Origin of the sequence: Rhodoferax sp., assembly GCF_028689305.1 — a bacterium.
GTDB lineage: Bacteria > Pseudomonadota > Gammaproteobacteria > Burkholderiales > Burkholderiaceae_C > Rhodoferax.
Genome location: NZ_JAQTWM010000069.1, coordinates 1 through 15,701, shown reverse-complemented (window position 1 = coordinate 15,701; position 15,701 = coordinate 1). Strand labels below are relative to the sequence as shown.

Genomic DNA, 15,701 nt, shown 5'->3' with positions numbered 1-15,701 from the left:
GATATTGGCCGCTTCGTTGCGGGTGATGATGATGACGGAAAGTGACATGAAGGCGGCTCAAGAAACTCAGACCGCATCATAGTTGACGCCCGGGCCTCACCAGGCCTTAAGGTAAAGTCGCAACCCCGGCTCGCCCTTCACCCACTCCACCCTGATGCACCTGATTGAACGTTTGCGACTCATGATGATTGGTCTGATCGCCATCAGCGTCAGTCTTCCAATGGCATGGGTCAGTCTGGGCAAGCTGCTGCTGTTCGTCAGTTGCCTGCTGGTTCTGGGTGCCGGCTTGCGGCACAAAGAAGGAGACCGGGCTCTGGCTGGACTCTGGTCGGTACGTGTCATTCTGGGGATCGTGGCGGCTTTTGCCCTGAGCCTGACCTGGAGCCAAGCCCCACTGGATCTGGCGCTGCAGGCCTTTGGCAAACACAGCAAGCTGCTGGAAATCGCCATGTTGATCGGCCTGATCCGCCGTGAACGCGATGCCCGCCTGGCTGTGGTGAGCTTCCTGCTGGGGCAAACCTTGTTCATCCTGAGTTCCTGGACCATGGCCGCTGGTGTGGTGGTGCCCTGGGCCACCAGTGAGTGGGCCACGATACCGCAATTCAGGACCGTGGTTTACTCCACCTATCTGGACCAAAGCCTGATCTTTTCCGCCAGTGCGGCGGTTTTCTGGCACCTGCGTTCGTATTGGCCCGCCTGGCGCTGGGCCGCGGCACTGATGGCCGCAGCGGCCCTGATCAACACCCTGTTTTTGCAGGAAGGGCGTACCGGTTACGTCGCTGCGCTGGCGGTCTTGACCCTGGCCATCATGTGGGAGCTGCCGAAAAAACTGCGTTTGGCGGCCCTGGTTTTGATCCCGCTGGTACTGCTGGCCGGACTTTACGCGGGTTCGGCCCAGGTCAAGGCACGTCTGACCCAGGCTTTCAGTGAAAGCCAGAGCTACGGTGCGCAAGGCGCCAGCGCCAGTTCTTCGGGTTTCCGGCTCCATGCTTGGCGCCGGTCGCTGCAGGCCATGCAGGAAAGTCCGCTCAGTGGCCACGGCGTCGGCAGCTGGACCAGCACCGTCAAGCGCATTCAGGGCGCGGACGCCGACAAGGTCTTTGGCAACAACCCGGCCAGCAACCCGCACCAGGAATATTTGCTGTGGGGCGTGGAACTGGGCCTGGGGGGCAGCTTGCTGCTGTTGCTGCTGATCCTGGCGCTGCTGCGCGACGCTTCAGGCATGGCCGCCCCCGTCAAACGGGCTAGCTACTCGGTGATTGCCGTCATGGCGCTGGCCTGCCTGTTCAATTCGTCGCTGTACGATGCCTTGATTGGCGATTTTTTCTGCATCAGCCTGGGCCTGCTGCTGGCGCTGGGTGTGCGGCAACATGGCGCCCACCATCCTTCCACCGCCGCCACAGCCTACCCAAACACCGGAGCCATGGCATGAGCGACTTGCCCGACACCAACGCCGCTGCCAACCCCGAGCTCCCGCGGGACAGCCTGCTGCAGCGCATCCGCCGTTTTGTGCCCTACTTTGGCATCTCGCCCGCGACCTGGGTGCTGGTGGCTGTCAGCGCCGTGGTGGGCGCCGCCACCGAACCCATGATTCCGGCCTTGCTCAAGCCGCTGCTTGATCGGGGTTTCCAGCAGGGCGAATTGCCCATCTGGATGGTGCCTGCTGCGCTGCTGCTGCTGTTTGGTGTGCGCGGGATGGCAGGTTACCTGTCACAAATCGGCTTGACCCGCATCACCCACCAGGGGCTGCAACTGATGCGCCAAGCCATGTTCGACAAAATCCTGGCTGCAGAACTCAAACTCTTTTCAGAACAAAACGCCAGCGCCCTGTCCAACACCGTGGTCTACGAAGTACAAAACGGCGCCACCATGCTGGTCAATGCCATGCTGAGCCTCACCCGCAACGGCCTGACCCTGCTGGCCCTGACCGGCTATCTGTTTTACCTGAACTGGAAACTCACCCTGATCGTCGCTGCCATCTTCCCGGCGGTGGCCTGGGTCATGAAGGTGCTGACCCGGCGCGTGCACAAACTCACCCAGGCCAACCAGGAAGCCACCGATGAACTGGCCTACGTGGTGGAAGAAAACGTGCTGGCGCACCGCGACATCCGCCTGTATGCAGCACAGCCTTCACAAGCCGAACGCTTCCGGCATTTGAGCGAATCCCTGCGCCACTTGGCCATGAAATCGACCGTGGCCGGTGCCGCCATGACACCCATGACACAAATGCTGGCCGCCGTGGCGTTGTCCGCCGTGATTTCTGTGGCCCTGGTCCAAAGTGCCAGCAGTGGCACGTCAGTGGGCGGGTTTGTCGCCTTCGTCACCGCCATGCTGATGATCATTGCGCCCGTGCGTCAGCTCTCCGAGGTTTCCAGCCCGATCACCCGTGGCCTGGTGGCGCTGGAGCGGGCGCTGACGTTGATCGAACACACCGCCGACGAGTCCAGTGGCCAGTTTGCCAAACCACGCGCCACCGGGTTGCTATCTTTTTCAGAGCTATTGGTGCAATATCCATCCGGGCTAAGGCCGGCTTTGAGCATTAAAAACCTGACCATTCAACCCGGGGAAACCGTGGCCCTGGTGGGCGCTTCCGGCTCGGGCAAAACCACCCTGATCAACGTGTTGACCCGTTTTGTGAACATCCAGTCGGGTCAAGTCTGTCTGGATGGACATGAGTTGCGTGACTGGCAACTCACAGCCTTGCGGGCACAGTTCTCGCTGGTAAGCCAGCAGGTGGTGATGATCAATGACAGCGTGGCCACCAATGTGGCGCTCGGCCTGCCGGTGGACCGTGAGCGTGTGTTGCAGTGTCTGGCATCCGCCAATCTGACGGCGTTTGTGCAAACCCTGCCCCAGGGCATCGACACCCTGGTCGGCCACAATGCCACCCAGCTCTCGGGTGGCCAGCGCCAACGCCTGGCGATCGCCCGTGCGCTGTACAAGGACGCACCGATCCTGATTCTGGACGAGGCCACGTCGGCGCTGGACACCGAATCCGAGCGCAGCGTGCAGGAGGCGCTGGAGCGTTTGATGAAAAACCGCACCACCCTGGTGATTGCCCATCGCCTGTCTACGGTGCATCACGCCGACCGCATTGTGGTGCTGGAGCATGGCGGCATTGCCGAATCCGGCAACCACGCCAGCCTGATGCAGCATGACGGTGTCTATGCCCGCCTCTATCGACTGGGCTTGCACGACAGTTGACCCCTTGGCATCGAGCCACCCCGCAGACGGGTCAACCCGCGTCTGCCATTTGCTGGTAAATCTGTGCCTGCCGGCGTGCCTGGGCGGCCCACAAATGGGCACCGGCAAAGGCCAGGGCACCCGTGCGTAAACGCTCGGCCAGCCCCAAGTCGTGCCTGCATTGCTGCAAAGCTGCCACCAGGGCCTGCACATCGTGCGGGTTGTCCAGCAACAGCGCGTCCCGCCCTGGCTGCAACAAGGCCGCAATGCCGCAGTACGGCTGAGCACTGACCACCACCGGCAAGCCGTGCGCCATGGCTTCGAGCACCACCATGGCAAACGTGTCCTCCTGGGTGGGGTGGGCCAGACAGTCCGCCGCCACATACGCCGGCCCCACATCACGCAGCGCACCAAGGAAAAACACCCGCGCCGCCACCCCGGCGGCCTCAGCCTGGGCTCTGAACACCGGCACTTGGGCCGGGTTGCCCACCACCACCAGAAAGCTGTCCGGCAAGGCTGCCAGGGCATGGATCAGAACCCCCAGCCCTTTCTTGCGGTAATCGTTGCCGACAAACAGGATGCACTGCCCCACCAGCGGCACGCCAAGTGCCTGTCTGGCGGCGACCTGTTCCGTTCGGTCCGCTGTCCCATAGACCCGGTCCACACCAGGGGTGATCACCTCAATGGCGTGATGGCAGGCCGGATAGGCCTGCAGCGTCTGGGCCACCAGCGTTTGCGAGGTCAGCACGATGGTCCGTGGCCGGCGCAAGGCAAACCGGCTGCGTTCCAGCGCCAGATACACCAGCAGGCGCGGGCTGGTCAGCACCTTGAGCCAGCGCAGCCCATAAGCCCAGCCCTGGCGTCCCTGGAACAGGTTGTATTTGATCGGCAGCACATGCACCGTCTGCACCTGGCCATGCCAGGTGTTCTCGTGGGAATGCACCACATCAAAACCACGCCGGGTCGCCCACCAGGTCACCCCGGCATACCAGAGCTGGTTCAGCCAGCGCGGCCGGGACACCAGCTTGGACACCCGGTGGTAGCTCACCCCGGGCACATCATGGTCGATGTGCTGGGCAAAGACATGAATCTCATGTTGCGCTGCGAGTTGCGCCACCAAAGCCATGGAATAACGCTCAGCACCACCGCCCGTGGCCGAAAACTGGCGGTTCAATACGGCAATGCGCAGCCGCCGAGCGGGTTCCTGTTGCCCGCTCTGTTTCACAGGCGGTGCCGATCTTCGTAACGGGTGGCCAGCTTGAGCCAAAACACCGGCAAGCTGGTGCTGCGCACCACCGGCACCCGTGGCAACAACCACCAGTCATCGCCGGCCTGGCAGCGCGAACGGGCCGTGGTGGTGGCCGTGGCAAAGCCAGCCTGGCGCACCATCGCCACATGCGCCGGACCAAAGTCGCCATAGGGGTAACAAAAGTGCGCCACCCGGGACTGGCTGGCCTCTTCCAGTTCGGCCTGGCAAGCCGCGATTTCACGGGCACTGTCGGTATCACTAAGCTGTGGCAAGTGCACATGGTGCCGGGTATGCGCGCCGACCTCCTGGCCTCCCGCCACCCAGGCACGCAACTGGCCGGCGTTCATCAGGGGCGCCGCAGCAACACCGACAGACTGGTCCCAGTCATTGGTTTGCCCCAGCCGCTGGCTGACGGCGTAACAGGTCGACGAAAACCCATACGCCTGCAACACTGGCAGCGCCTGCTCAAGGTTGTTGACATAACCGTCGTCAAACGTGATGCCACACACCTTGCCACGCCGTTCGCCGCTGAGGTAGGGTTGCAGCGCTGTCAGCGACAGGCCACGGTAACCCAGCATGTTCAGCAACGCCATCTGCCGTGCAAAAGCATCGGGTGCCACATACAGGCTGCGAAAGGCCGCCCCTCTGGCCGGCGCCACGTCAATCTGGTGGTAGACCAGGATCGGAATCGGCGCCGCAGGTGCACAGGTATCAGACCGCATACACACGCTGCCTTGTCAGATCAGCACAATGTCGTACTGTTCCTGCCCCATGGCGCTTTCGCTGTGCAGCGACACCGGTTTGCCGATGAACTCGCTCAAACCAGCCAGATGCTGGCTTTCCTCGTCCAGAAACAGCTCGATGACCTTGGGCGAGGCCACCACCCGGAATTCCTTGGGGTCGAACTGGCGCGCCTCGCGCAAAATTTCGCGGAAGATGTCGTAAGCCACGCTGCGCGGCGTTTTGACAATGCCCTTGCCATCACACATCGGGCAGGGCTCGCACAACATGTGCGCCAGTGACTCTCGGGTGCGCTTGCGCGTCATTTCGACCAGGCCCAGCTGAGAAAAACCACCACACATGGTTTTGACACGGTCACGCGCCAACTGCTTGCGCACTTCGGTCAACACCGCCTGGCGGTGGTCTTCACGCTCCATGTCAATGAAATCCACCACAATGATGCCACCCAGGTTGCGCAAGCGAAGTTGCCGTGCAATGGCCTGCGCCGCCTCCAGGTTGGTCTTGAAAATGGTGTCATCAAAATTGCGGGCGCCCACGTAACCGCCGGTGTTGACGTCGACCGTGGTCAGCGCCTCGGTCTGGTCAACAATCAGGTAACCCCCCGACTTCAGCTCCACCCGCCGCCCCAGCGCCTTGGCGATTTCCTCATCAATCGAATGCAGGTCAAAAATCGGCCGCTCACCCTTGTAGTGCTGCAATTTCTGCGCTGCCGCGGGCATGAACTCAACCCCGAATTGCCGCAATTGATCGAATTGCTCCAGCGAATCCACCCGGATCGACTGGGTGTTTTCACCCACCAGGTCACGCAAGACACGTTGCAACAGACTCAGGTCCTGATGCAATAACGAGGTCACGGGCAGGCGGGTGGCCGCTTCACGCGTGCGTTGCCAGGCCTTGCGCAGGTAGGCGATATCGTCGATCAGCTCCTGGTCAGTGGCATCTTCGGCGTTGGTACGCAAAATAAACCCGCCCCCCAAATCACCAACCAGCGCCTGCACACGTGTGCGCAAGGCTTCCCGCTGTTCCGAAGGGATTTTCTGCGAGACACCAATGTGATCGTCCTGCGGCAAAAACACCAGCATGCGCCCGGCAATGCTAATCTGGGTGGACAAGCGTGCGCCCTTGGTGCCGATGGGGTCCTTGATCACCTGAACCATCAGGCTCTGACCTTCAAACACCTGTTTTTCAATCGGGATCTGTGTGGCAGCGTTGCGCGCCGCAGAAATGGTTTCGCCCTCGGCCGGCGGGTGCCAGACGTCGGCCACATGCAAAAAGGCCGCCCGCTCCAAGCCAATGTCAATGAAGGCCGACTGCATCCCTGGCAGGACCCGCGCCACCTTGCCCAGATAGACGTTGCCCACCAGGCCACGCTCCAGCGTGCGCTCCACATGCAGCTCCTGCAGGGCGCCGCCTTCGACAATCGCCACCCGGGTTTCCTGCGGCGACCAGTTGATCAGAATATCTTCTTGCATAGGGGTCAGACTGTAACGCGTCAACCATTCAGGCCGAAGGCCCGCAGCAGCGCCGCTGTTTCATACATGGGCAGCCCCATGATGCCGGAATAACTGCCGCTGAGGTGGGCGATGTAAGCCGCCGCCCGGCCCTGCACACCATAGGCACCGGCCTTGCCAAACGGCTCACCGGTGTCAATGTAGCGCTGGATCTGCGCCTTCGTCATCGGTCCGAAAGTGACACGCGAGACAGACACCGTCTGCTGGCGCCGGCGCGCCGTGCCCAGCGCCACAGCCGTCAACACCCGGTGTGTCTGGCCGGCCAGCCTGGTCAGGATGTCCATGGCCTCGCCGGCATCGGCCGGTTTGCCCAGAATGGTGCGCCCCAGCGCCACGGTGGTGTCTGAGCACAACACCGGTGCCGCCGGCAAACCGCGGCGTTTGAGCCGGACCAGCGCAGCATCGAGCTTAAGTTGGGTCACCCGCTGCACATAGGCCAGCGGCGCCTCACGCGGCAGCACCACCTCCAGGCTTTCCGGATCTTCATCAGCATCGGGCAACAGCAGCTCGTAAGCGACACCGATCTGCTCCAGCAACTGCCGGCGCCTGGGGCTTTGCGAAGCCAGGTAGACAAATTTCTTCATTTTTCAGATGCCATGCCTGAATCGCTCCTGTCTAGGCGTTGAGCCGCAGACAGCACAGAGGTACGGCAAGGCGCAACAACAACGACAGGGGCGATTCAGACATAGCATCACTCACGGTGGTAGGGGTGGTTGGCATTGATGGACCAGGCGCGGTAGAGCTGCTCGATCAACAACACACGCACAAAAGCATGTGGCAGCGTCAGGTCGGACAGACGAATTCGCTCATGGGCTGCTTGCCGGAATGCCGGATCGAGCCCATCCGGGCCGCCAATCACCAGCGCCACGTCGTCACCCGACAACTGCCAGTCCTTGAGCTTGCCGGCCAACGCCATGGTGGTCAGTGCCGTGCCCCGCTCATCGAGCGCCACCACGCGGCACCCCTTGGGGATGGCCGCCTCGATCCGCGCACGCTCAGCGGCGTACAGCGTGTCGAGGGACTTGGACGCCCGTGGTTCGGTCTTGACGGCTTTGAGCTCGACCTTGAGTTCAAACGGAAAGCGTTTGGCGTAGTCGTCCCACGCCGTTTGCGCCCAATCAGGCACACGCTGGCCGACCGCCACGATCAGCAAGCGCACGGTCAGGCTTGACGCGAAGCCGGTTTGCTGGCCTTTTTGGCGGCCGGACGCGTGGTCGGCTTGCCGGCGACCTTTTTGGCAGCAGGTTTTGTCGGTGCGTTCACCACCAGGGTGCGGACCTTGGGTTTGGCGATTTTTTCATCGTCTTTTTGCACTCTAGCCCGCGTAGATACTGGCTTTGTAGCTACCTTTTTAGCAGCAGCTGCTTGGCGGTCCTGGGCCTTCTTGAGCTGTGCCTTGGACGGGAAGGCTTCTTCCACCCCCTTCTTGGCGGCACTGGAGCGCCGCAGACTGCCGACAGGCTTGGCGGTCTTCCTGGCCATGGGCTCACTGGCCACCGCCACCACCGGCTTGGCCGCGCCAAGCTTCAGCCGCACCGGTTTTTCACCCCACAACTCTTCCAGGTTGTAATAGGTGCGAATGTTGGGTTGCATCACATGCACCACGGCCTGACCACAGTCCACGATGATCCATTCCCCGTTGTCTTCCCCTTCCACCCGCGGTTTGGCAAAACCCGCTTCACGCACGGCATCCACCACGCTGGCAGCCAGCGCCTTGGTCTGCCGATTGGAGGTACCCGAGGCCACAATCACCCGCTCAAACAGCGGCGAAAGTTGCTCGGTGTCAAACACCACGATCTCCTGTCCCTTGACATCCTCCAGACCGTCAACAATGGCGCGTTGCAGCTTCTGCACGTCCTTTTTGTCGGCGGTTTTGCTGACCGGTTTGGCCGTGGCCTTGCCCGTGGCTGGGGTCCTGGGAGCGGCAGCGGTTTTGGCTGCCGTCTTGGCGGTGGTTTTGGTAGAGGTTTTGGTAGTCATCAAACAGTCTGGTAAAGATGGTGGTCGGCAATATAACGCGCAACAGGCTCGTCCACCAGTGGCGTCACGTCCTGATGGGCCAAAACAGCCGCCCGGATGTCCGTCGCGCTGATGGCCATGGCCGGCATAGGCAGGTGCAAAAAGCGCTGCGGAAACGCTTTTTCGGCGTCAAATTCGGCGCCAGCCCGCATAAAACAGGCACGAAAAGCTACACATATTGTAGCTATCTTCACAATCTCCTGCCATGACCGCCAGCTTGTCAGGGCTTGCGCCTGGTCCGCGCCGATGATCAGGAACAGTTCACACCCCGGCGCAGTCAGCTGCAGTTCGTGCAAGGTGTCAATGGTGTAACTCGGACCAGGGCGCTCAACCTCCCGGGGGTCCAGCACCACCTGCGGCAGCGCCGCAAAAGCCAGCCGGGTCATGGCCAGGCGGTGTTCCGGCGCCGTCAGGGGACGTGGTTTGTGCCAAGCCTGACCCGTGGGGATGACACGCAATTCATCCAGCTGGAGCTGCTCAATCGCGATCCGGGCCAGCGCCAGGTGGGCACGGTGCGGCGGGTCGAAGGCGCCGCCCAAAATGCCAATACGCCGGGCCACTCCCGTCATCAGACCCAGTCCCGGCGCACCAGAAACTGGCTGTACAGCGCGGCCTCGGGGCTGCCCGCTGCCGGCACCTGCTGATAGGCCCAGCTCACCAGCGGCGGCATGGACAGCAGGATCGACTCACTGCGGCCGCCCGATTGCAGGCCAAAATGGGTGCCCCGGTCCCACACCAGGTTGAATTCCACGTAGCGCCCACGCCGGTACAACTGAAACGCCCGTTCGCGCTCGCCGTAGGTCATGTCCTTGCGCCGTTCGACTATCGGCAGATAGGCGCCCAAAAAGGCGTCCCCCACGGATTGCATCATCGCCAGGCTGGGTTCAAAACCCAGCTCGGAAAAGTCGTCAAAAAACACGCCGCCGACACCACGCTGTTCATTGCGGTGTTTCAGGAAAAAGTACTCGTCGCACCAGGTCTTGAAACGCGGGTACTTGTCGTCACCAAAGGGCTGCAAAGCCGTTTTGCAGGTTTGGTGAAAATGCACGGCGTCTTCCTCAAAGCCGTAATACGGCGTCAGGTCCATGCCACCACCAAACCAGCACACCAGCTGACCGTCACGCCCGGTGGCTGAAATCATGCGCACATTCATGTGCACGGTCGGCACATAAGGGTTGCGCGGGTGAAACACCAGCGACACCCCCATGGCTTCAAACGGCGCACCCGCCAGTTCAGGCCGGTGCTGGGTGGCTGACGGCGGCAGGCTCGGGCCGCTGACGTGGGAAAAACCGCAGCCAGCGCGCTCAAACACCGGTCCACCTTCCAGAATCTGCGTGATGCCCTGCCCCTGCAGCTTCTCACCCGCCGGTTTCTCCCAGGGGTCCGCCAGAAAAGCCGTGCCGTCCAGCGCACCAATGGCGCCGGTGATGCGGGCCTGCAGACCACGCAAATAGGCGCTGACACGCTCTGGAGCGCTGGCCGCCACTGCCTGGGCCGTCATGCCCCAGCCCCTTTGATGGCGCGGTAACCGATGTCGGTGCGGTACTGCATGCCGGCAAATTGCACACCTGCGGCCACTTCATAAGCCCGTTGCTGGGCCTGACGCACGTTGTCCGCCAGCACCGTGACACAAAACACACGCCCACCGGAGGTTTGCAACTGCCCGTCCACCAGCGTGGTGCCGGCATGGAACACCATGGCGTCTTCGGTTTCCCTGGGCACTTGGGTGATGGCATCACCCTTACGCGGTGTCAACGGGTAACCCTGCGCAGCCAGCACCACACCGAGCGCGGTACGGCGGTCCCACTCCAGTTCCACCTGGTCGAGCTTGCCGTGCAGGCCGGGTTCGGTGGCCGCCAGCATCACGTCCACCAGATCGGATTTCAGCCGCATCATGATCGGTTGTGTTTCAGGGTCGCCCATGCGGCAGTTGAATTCGAGCGTCTTGGGGCGGCCATGCTCGTCAATCATCAAACCAGCGTACAAAAAGCCGGTGAAGGGGATGCCGTCCTTTTCCATGCCACGCACCGTGGGCAGAATGATCTCGCGCATCACGCGGGCATGCACGTCAGGCGTGACCACCGGGGCCGGGGAATAAGCGCCCATGCCGCCGGTATTGGGGCCCTGGTCACCATTGAGCAGACGTTTATGGTCCTGGCTGGTGGCCAGTGGCAAGACGTTCTTGCCGTCCACCATGACGATGAAGCTGGCTTCCTCACCCGCCAAAAACTCTTCAATCACGACCCGGGCGCCACCAGCGTTATGGCTGACGCCCAGCGTGTTGTCGAGCAGCATGAAATCAATGGCCTCATGTGCCTCGGCCGCCGTCATGGCCACCACCACCCCTTTGCCCGCCGCCAGCCCGTCAGCCTTGACCACAATCGGCGCGCCCTTCTGGTCAACGTAGGCATGCGCCGCCACCGGGTCGGAGAAGGTTTCGTAGTCGGCCGTGGGAATGCCGTGGCGCTTCATGAAGGCCTTGGAAAACGCCTTGGAGCTTTCCAGCTGCGCCGCCGCCTGGGTCGGGCCAAAAATGCGCAGGCCATGTTTGCGGAATTCATCCACCACCCCAGCCGCCAGCGGCACCTCGGGGCCCACCACCGTCAGGACCACTTTTTGGGCCAGCGCCCACGCCGCCAACTCTTTCACGTCGGTGATCGCGACGTTTTCAAAGCGGTCATCCTGAGCGGTGCCACCGTTGCCGGGGGCGACATAGATGTTGTGGGTTTTGGGCGACTGGGCCAGTTTCCAGGCCAGGGCGTGTTCGCGGCCACCGCCGCCAATGACAAGAATTTTCATAGGCTGTCGGTGTCGATTTCGGCGTTGTGATAAACCTCTTGCACATCGTCCAGGTCTTCCAGGGCGTCCAGCAGTTTTTGCATGCGCACGGCATCGTCCCCGGTGACCTCGATCGGATTCTCGGCCCGCATCGTGACCTCGGCGTCATCGGGGGTCAGCCCGGCTGCCACCAGGGCGTCCTTGACCGCCTCAAAATCAGCCACGGCGGTGATCACTTCAATGGCGCCATCGTCGTCGGTGATGACATCGTCGGCCCCGGCTTCCAGCGCCACCTCCATCACCTTGTCTTCACTCACACCCGGCGCAAAAATGATCTGGCCGCAATGCTTGAACTGGAATGCCACCGAGCCTTCGGTACCCATGTTGCCGCCAAACTTGGAGAACGCGTGGCGCACCTCGGCCACCGTGCGCACCTTGTTGTCGGTCATGGTGTCCACGATGATGGCGGCACCACCAATGCCGTAACCTTCGTAACGGATTTCTTCATAGTTGACGCCATCGAGCGAACCCGTGGCCTTGTCGATGTTGTATTTGATGCGGTCAGCCGGCATGTTGGCAGCCTTGGCCTTGTCGATGGCCAGGCGCAGACGCGGGTTGGCTGACAGATCGCCGCCACCGGCACGGGCCGCCACGGTGATTTCACGGATGATGCGGGTCCAGATCTTGCCGCGTTTTTCGTCCTGACGGCCCTTGCGGTGCTGAATATTGGCCCATTTGCTATGTCCTGCCACGAGAAATCCTTCAAAAGTTCGTTACGCTATCGGGTGAATTGTACTTTTTGAGGTTGACATGCCCGAACCCATCCTGATCGCCCAGCATGGCGCTACCCAGTGTTTCCTTCAGCCCGACAAGGCCAACCGCCACGGCCTGATCACCGGTGCCACAGGAACCGGCAAGACCATCACACTGCAAACCATGGCCGAAGGCTTTGCCAAACTCGGCGTGCCGGTGTTCATGGCCGACATCAAAGGTGACCTGACCGGCATTTCTCGCGCCGGCAGCAGCAACCCCAAACTGGCCAAGCTCCTGGAGCAACGCGGTATCCCCGAACCGGCTTACAGCGGTTTTTCCACCACCTTGTGGGACGTGTTTGGCGAACAGGGTCACCCGGTGCGCGCCACCATCAGTGATCTGGGGCCGCTGTTGCTGGCACGCATGCTCAACCTCAACGAGACCCAGGCCGGTGTGCTGCAACTGGTATTCAAGATCGCTGACGATGACGGCCTGCTGCTGCTGGACATGAAAGACCTGCGCGCCATGTGCCAGCAGGTGGGTGACAACGCGTCTGACTTCACCACCGAATACGGCAACATCAGCGCCGCCAGCATCGGCGCCATCCAGCGTGGTCTGATGCAGATCGAGCAACAGGGCGGCGACAAGTTCTTTGGCGAGCCCATGCTCAACATCGACGACTTCATGCAGACCGACAGCGCCGGGCGCGGCATGATCAACGTGCTGGCGGCCGACAAGCTGATGAACTCCCCCCGGCTCTACAGCACTTTCCTGCTATGGCTGCTCAGTGAACTGTTTGAGAACCTGCCTGAAGTCGGTGACCTGGAGAAACCCAAGCTGGTGTTTTTCTTTGACGAAGCCCACCTGCTGTTTGCCGATGCCCCCAAGGTGCTGATCGAGCGCATTGAGCTGGTGGTGCGGCTGGTGCGATCCAAGGGCGTGGGGGTGTACTTTGTCACGCAAAACCCGCTGGACATCCCCGACACCGTGCTGGCCCAGCTGGGCAACCGGGTACAACACGCGCTGCGCGCCTTCACGCCGCGCGACCAGAAAGCCGTCAAATCCGCCGCCGACACCATGCGCCCCAACCCGGGCCTGGACGTGGCCGCCGCCATCACCGAACTGGGTGTCGGCGAAGCGCTGGTGAGTTTCCTGGACGAAAAAGGCCGCCCCTGCCCGACCGAACGGGTGTTTGTGCTGCCCCCCGCAAGCCAGATCGGCCCGATCACCCCCGAACAGCGGCAAGCCTTGCTGACCGACTCGATCGTGGCCGGTGTTTATGAAAAATTGCTGGACCGGGAGTCCGCCTTTGAAAGCCTCAAAGGCCGCACCAGCACACGCACGGCCTCCGCCACCAGCACCAACAGCCCGGCGAGCAGCGGCCAGGACGCAGCCCAGGCGCCAGCGGCTTCCGGTGGTATTCTGGACAGCATCAGCTCCGGTCTGGGCGGCTTGCTCAGCGGCGGCAATGGCCGGCGCACCTCGGCTGGGGAACAACTGTTGAAAAGCGCAGCCAGCTCCATTGGCCGCGAAGTGGGCCGCCAGATCATTCGCGGCGTGCTTGGTGGCATATTCGGCGGATCAAAAAGATAAAAGGACTCTTCATCATGACTATTTCAGACCCCTTTGTACACGTCATCGACCACCCGCTGGTGCAGCACAAGCTGACCCTGATGCGCCGCAAGGACGCCAGCACCACCAGCTTTCGCACCCTGCTCAATGAATTGGCGATGCTGATGGCCTATGAAGTCACCCGCGACATGCCCACTCAGGACATTGAAATCGAAACCCCGCTGGAAACCATGACGGCCAAGGTCATCGATGGCAAGAAACTCGCGCTGGTGTCCATCCTGCGCGCCGGCACCGGCATTCTGGACGGCTTTTTGTCCGTGGTGCCAGGCGCACGCGTGGGTCACATCGGCCTGTACCGCGACCCGACCACGCTGCAGGCGGTGGAGTATTACTTCAAGATGCCCAAGGAGATGCCCGAGCGTGATGCCATCGTGGTCGACCCGATGCTGGCCACCGGCCACTCGGCCATTGCCGCCATCACCCGCCTGAAGGCCTTGAAACCCCGCTCGATCAAGTTTGTCTGCCTGCTGACCTGCCCCGAAGGTGTCAAGGCCCTGCGCGACGCCCACCCGGACGTGCAAATCTTCACCGCCGCCATCGACCGCCAGCTCAACAGCCACGGCTACATCCTGCCGGGGCTGGGAGATGCCGGTGACCGGATTTTTGGAACACAGTGAGGGTACCTTTTTCCTTGTTCAACAAGTTGGGAGTTGTTAGCAGGCTGTAACGGCCATTCGTATTTGCTACGAACTTGTGCTTGCCTCGCGCCTTGATGCCGCAGCCGACTTCCCCTCCTTTTTGAGCTGCCTATGCGGCAGTGAACGAAAGCAATCGCTACAGCCGATCAAACGGGCATTTCTGAGCTGCCTATGCGGCAGTGAACGAAAATTTCATCACGGGATTCAGTGGCTCCATTTTCTGAGCTGCCTATGCGGCAGTGAACAAACAGCAATTCAAAGACACACCACTGATGCATTTCTGAGCTGCCTATGCGGCAGTGAACACAGCCCTCAGGCCAATGAGTCCAGCAAACGTTTTCTGAGCTGCCTATGCGGCAGTGAACGCGCTGACGATGGATTTGCCCGCTGCGTCGGTTTTCTGAGCTGCCTATGCGGCAGTGAACCGGCACAGAGTACACGGTGCCGCGTGTGGCCATTTCTGAGCTGCCTATGCGGCAGTGAACTCGATGATGCGGGTGCGCACCTGGGCGCCTTTTTTCTGAGCTGCCTATGCGGCAGTGAACGTGAGCGATGCGGCCAGCGCCGTGACCTGCGCTTTCTGAGCTGCCTATGCGGCAGTGAACCAGCTGCAACACATGCCCTGGGAGCCGCTCAATTTCTGAGCTGCCTATGCGGCAGTGAACCTTTTGAACCTGCCCCTGTTTGACGTACCGCTTAGCCGTTCCATTATGCGGCCTTCAATTGCTGTGCCGCAGTCCAGCGTTCTTCAAACTTCATCGGACTGACATACCCCAAAGTGGAGTGCAACCGGCTGTGGTTGTAGAACGTCAGCCAGTCAATCACTTCGTCCATTGCCTGTCGTCGGGTTGCAAATCTTTGCCCGTAAAGCCTGCCCACTTTCAATCGCGCCCACAGGCTCTCCGTGGGCGCGTTGTCCCAACAGTTGCCTTTGCGGCTCATCGAGCTTTTCATCTTGTAGCCCGCCAGCGTGCCCTGAAACTCGTGCCCGCAATATTGGCTTCCCCGGTCTGAGTGGAAGATCAACCCCGCAGCTGGGGAGCGTCTGAACCAAGCCATTTTTAGCGCATCTTGAATCGCCCCGGGTATCGTGGAGGCTGGTTAGTTAAAGTGAAACCGGGGATTCGGTCTTCTCGGCGAGTTGCCGGTAGTAGTTGGCCTCAGCCTCGGCCGGTGGAATATACCCAATCGGCTCCA

14 protein-coding genes, 1 pseudogene and 1 CRISPR repeat array are annotated in these 15,701 nt (G+C 61.5%); of the genes and pseudogenes, 4 read left to right on the top strand and 11 right to left on the bottom strand.

Features of this window, described 5'->3' with window-relative positions:
* The first annotated feature begins 154 nt into the window (after positions 1 to 154).
* Complete coding sequence (locus PHW99_RS13485) at positions 155 to 1,432, top strand: O-antigen ligase family protein (protein WP_300178423.1); 1,278 nt, start codon at positions 155 to 157, stop codon at positions 1,430 to 1,432.
* Entirely contained in the window at positions 1,429 to 3,204 is a 1,776-nt protein-coding gene (msbA, locus tag PHW99_RS13480; protein WP_300178420.1) for a lipid A export permease/ATP-binding protein MsbA, read from the top strand. The genes PHW99_RS13485 and msbA overlap by 4 nt, the downstream gene beginning before the upstream one ends.
* A gap of 31 nt (positions 3,205 to 3,235) precedes the next feature.
* Here the strand turns inward: msbA and PHW99_RS13475 are convergent, their stop codons facing one another.
* The 10 genes from PHW99_RS13475 to PHW99_RS13430 form a co-directional block, all read right to left on the bottom strand.
* Positions 3,236 to 4,408 (bottom strand): glycosyltransferase family 4 protein, encoded by a 1,173-nt coding sequence (locus PHW99_RS13475; RefSeq protein WP_300178417.1) that lies wholly within the window; start codon positions 4,406 to 4,408, stop codon positions 3,236 to 3,238.
* Positions 4,405 to 5,154 (bottom strand): polysaccharide deacetylase family protein, encoded by a 750-nt coding sequence (locus tag PHW99_RS13470; protein ID WP_300178414.1) that lies wholly within the window; start codon positions 5,152 to 5,154, stop codon positions 4,405 to 4,407. Before PHW99_RS13470 ends, PHW99_RS13475 begins: the two co-directional genes overlap by 4 nt.
* 15 nt (positions 5,155 to 5,169) lie before the next feature.
* Positions 5,170 to 6,645: a ribonuclease G gene (gene rng, locus PHW99_RS13465; RefSeq protein ID WP_300178412.1), complete on the bottom strand. Its 1,476-nt coding sequence runs from the start codon at positions 6,643 to 6,645 to the stop codon at positions 5,170 to 5,172.
* Between the two features lie 20 nt (positions 6,646 to 6,665).
* Positions 6,666 to 7,268 carry a Maf family protein gene (locus tag PHW99_RS13460; RefSeq protein ID WP_300178409.1) on the bottom strand — a complete coding sequence of 201 codons (603 nt, stop codon included), beginning with the start codon at positions 7,266 to 7,268 and terminating at the stop codon, positions 6,666 to 6,668.
* A 107-nt stretch (positions 7,269 to 7,375) separates the two neighbouring features.
* Positions 7,376 to 7,843: a 23S rRNA (pseudouridine(1915)-N(3))-methyltransferase RlmH gene (gene rlmH, locus PHW99_RS13455; RefSeq protein ID WP_300178406.1), complete on the bottom strand. Its 468-nt coding sequence runs from the start codon at positions 7,841 to 7,843 to the stop codon at positions 7,376 to 7,378.
* 2 nt (positions 7,844 to 7,845) lie between these two features.
* Positions 7,846 to 8,664 (bottom strand): ribosome silencing factor, encoded by an 819-nt coding sequence (rsfS, locus tag PHW99_RS13450; RefSeq protein ID WP_300178403.1) that lies wholly within the window; start codon positions 8,662 to 8,664, stop codon positions 7,846 to 7,848.
* Positions 8,664 to 9,272, bottom strand: coding sequence for a nicotinate-nucleotide adenylyltransferase (gene nadD, locus PHW99_RS13445; RefSeq protein WP_300178400.1), 609 nt, complete (start codon positions 9,270 to 9,272; stop codon positions 8,664 to 8,666). The genes rsfS and nadD overlap by 1 nt, the downstream gene beginning before the upstream one ends.
* Positions 9,272 to 10,204 (bottom strand): oxygen-dependent coproporphyrinogen oxidase, encoded by a 933-nt coding sequence (gene hemF / locus PHW99_RS13440; RefSeq protein WP_300178398.1) that lies wholly within the window; start codon positions 10,202 to 10,204, stop codon positions 9,272 to 9,274. Before hemF ends, nadD begins: the two co-directional genes overlap by 1 nt.
* Entirely contained in the window at positions 10,201 to 11,502 is a 1,302-nt protein-coding gene (purD, locus tag PHW99_RS13435) for a phosphoribosylamine--glycine ligase (RefSeq protein ID WP_300178396.1), read from the bottom strand. Before purD ends, hemF begins: the two co-directional genes overlap by 4 nt.
* Positions 11,499 to 12,233 (bottom strand): YebC/PmpR family DNA-binding transcriptional regulator, encoded by a 735-nt coding sequence (locus PHW99_RS13430; RefSeq protein ID WP_300178394.1) that lies wholly within the window; start codon positions 12,231 to 12,233, stop codon positions 11,499 to 11,501. Before PHW99_RS13430 ends, purD begins: the two co-directional genes overlap by 4 nt.
* Before the next feature lie 58 nt (positions 12,234 to 12,291).
* Here PHW99_RS13430 and PHW99_RS13425 point away from each other — a divergent pair, with 58 nt between their 5' ends.
* Both PHW99_RS13425 and upp read left to right on the top strand, forming a co-directional pair.
* Positions 12,292 to 13,827 (top strand): helicase HerA-like domain-containing protein, encoded by a 1,536-nt coding sequence (locus tag PHW99_RS13425; protein WP_300178391.1) that lies wholly within the window; start codon positions 12,292 to 12,294, stop codon positions 13,825 to 13,827.
* A 20-nt stretch (positions 13,828 to 13,847) separates the two neighbouring features.
* Complete coding sequence (upp, locus tag PHW99_RS13420; protein WP_300178439.1) at positions 13,848 to 14,483, top strand: uracil phosphoribosyltransferase; 636 nt, start codon at positions 13,848 to 13,850, stop codon at positions 14,481 to 14,483.
* Positions 14,484 to 14,601: 118 nt separating this feature from the next.
* Positions 14,602 to 15,228: direct repeats of the CRISPR family, unit length 28 nt; unit sequence TTTCTGAGCTGCCTATGCGGCAGTGAAC.
* A 14-nt stretch (positions 15,229 to 15,242) separates the two neighbouring features.
* Here upp and PHW99_RS13415 read toward each other — a convergent pair.
* Positions 15,243 to 15,581 (bottom strand): annotated as a pseudogene (locus PHW99_RS13415) (integrase core domain-containing protein); the annotation flags it as partial.
* Positions 15,582 to 15,701 lie beyond the last annotated feature (120 nt).

Excerpts from the sequence above, each read along its gene's own strand:
- PHW99_RS13485 (WP_300178423.1), top strand. The coding sequence starts at position 155 with ATGCACCTGATTGAACGTTTGCGACTCATGATGATTGGTCTGATCGCC.
- msbA (WP_300178420.1), top strand. The coding sequence starts at position 1,429 with ATGAGCGACTTGCCCGACACCAACGCCGCTGCCAACCCCGAGCTCCCG.
- PHW99_RS13470 (WP_300178414.1), bottom strand. The coding sequence starts at position 5,154 with ATGCGGTCTGATACCTGTGCACCTGCGGCGCCGATTCCGATCCTGGTC.
- rng (WP_300178412.1), bottom strand. The coding sequence starts at position 6,645 with ATGCAAGAAGATATTCTGATCAACTGGTCGCCGCAGGAAACCCGGGTG.
- PHW99_RS13460 (WP_300178409.1), bottom strand. The coding sequence starts at position 7,268 with ATGAAGAAATTTGTCTACCTGGCTTCGCAAAGCCCCAGGCGCCGGCAG.
- rsfS (WP_300178403.1), bottom strand. The coding sequence starts at position 8,664 with ATGACTACCAAAACCTCTACCAAAACCACCGCCAAGACGGCAGCCAAA.
- nadD (WP_300178400.1), bottom strand. The coding sequence starts at position 9,272 with ATGACGGGAGTGGCCCGGCGTATTGGCATTTTGGGCGGCGCCTTCGAC.
- hemF (WP_300178398.1), bottom strand. The coding sequence starts at position 10,204 with ATGACGGCCCAGGCAGTGGCGGCCAGCGCTCCAGAGCGTGTCAGCGCC.
- purD (WP_300178396.1), bottom strand. The coding sequence starts at position 11,502 with ATGAAAATTCTTGTCATTGGCGGCGGTGGCCGCGAACACGCCCTGGCC.
- PHW99_RS13425 (WP_300178391.1), top strand. The coding sequence starts at position 12,292 with ATGCCCGAACCCATCCTGATCGCCCAGCATGGCGCTACCCAGTGTTTC.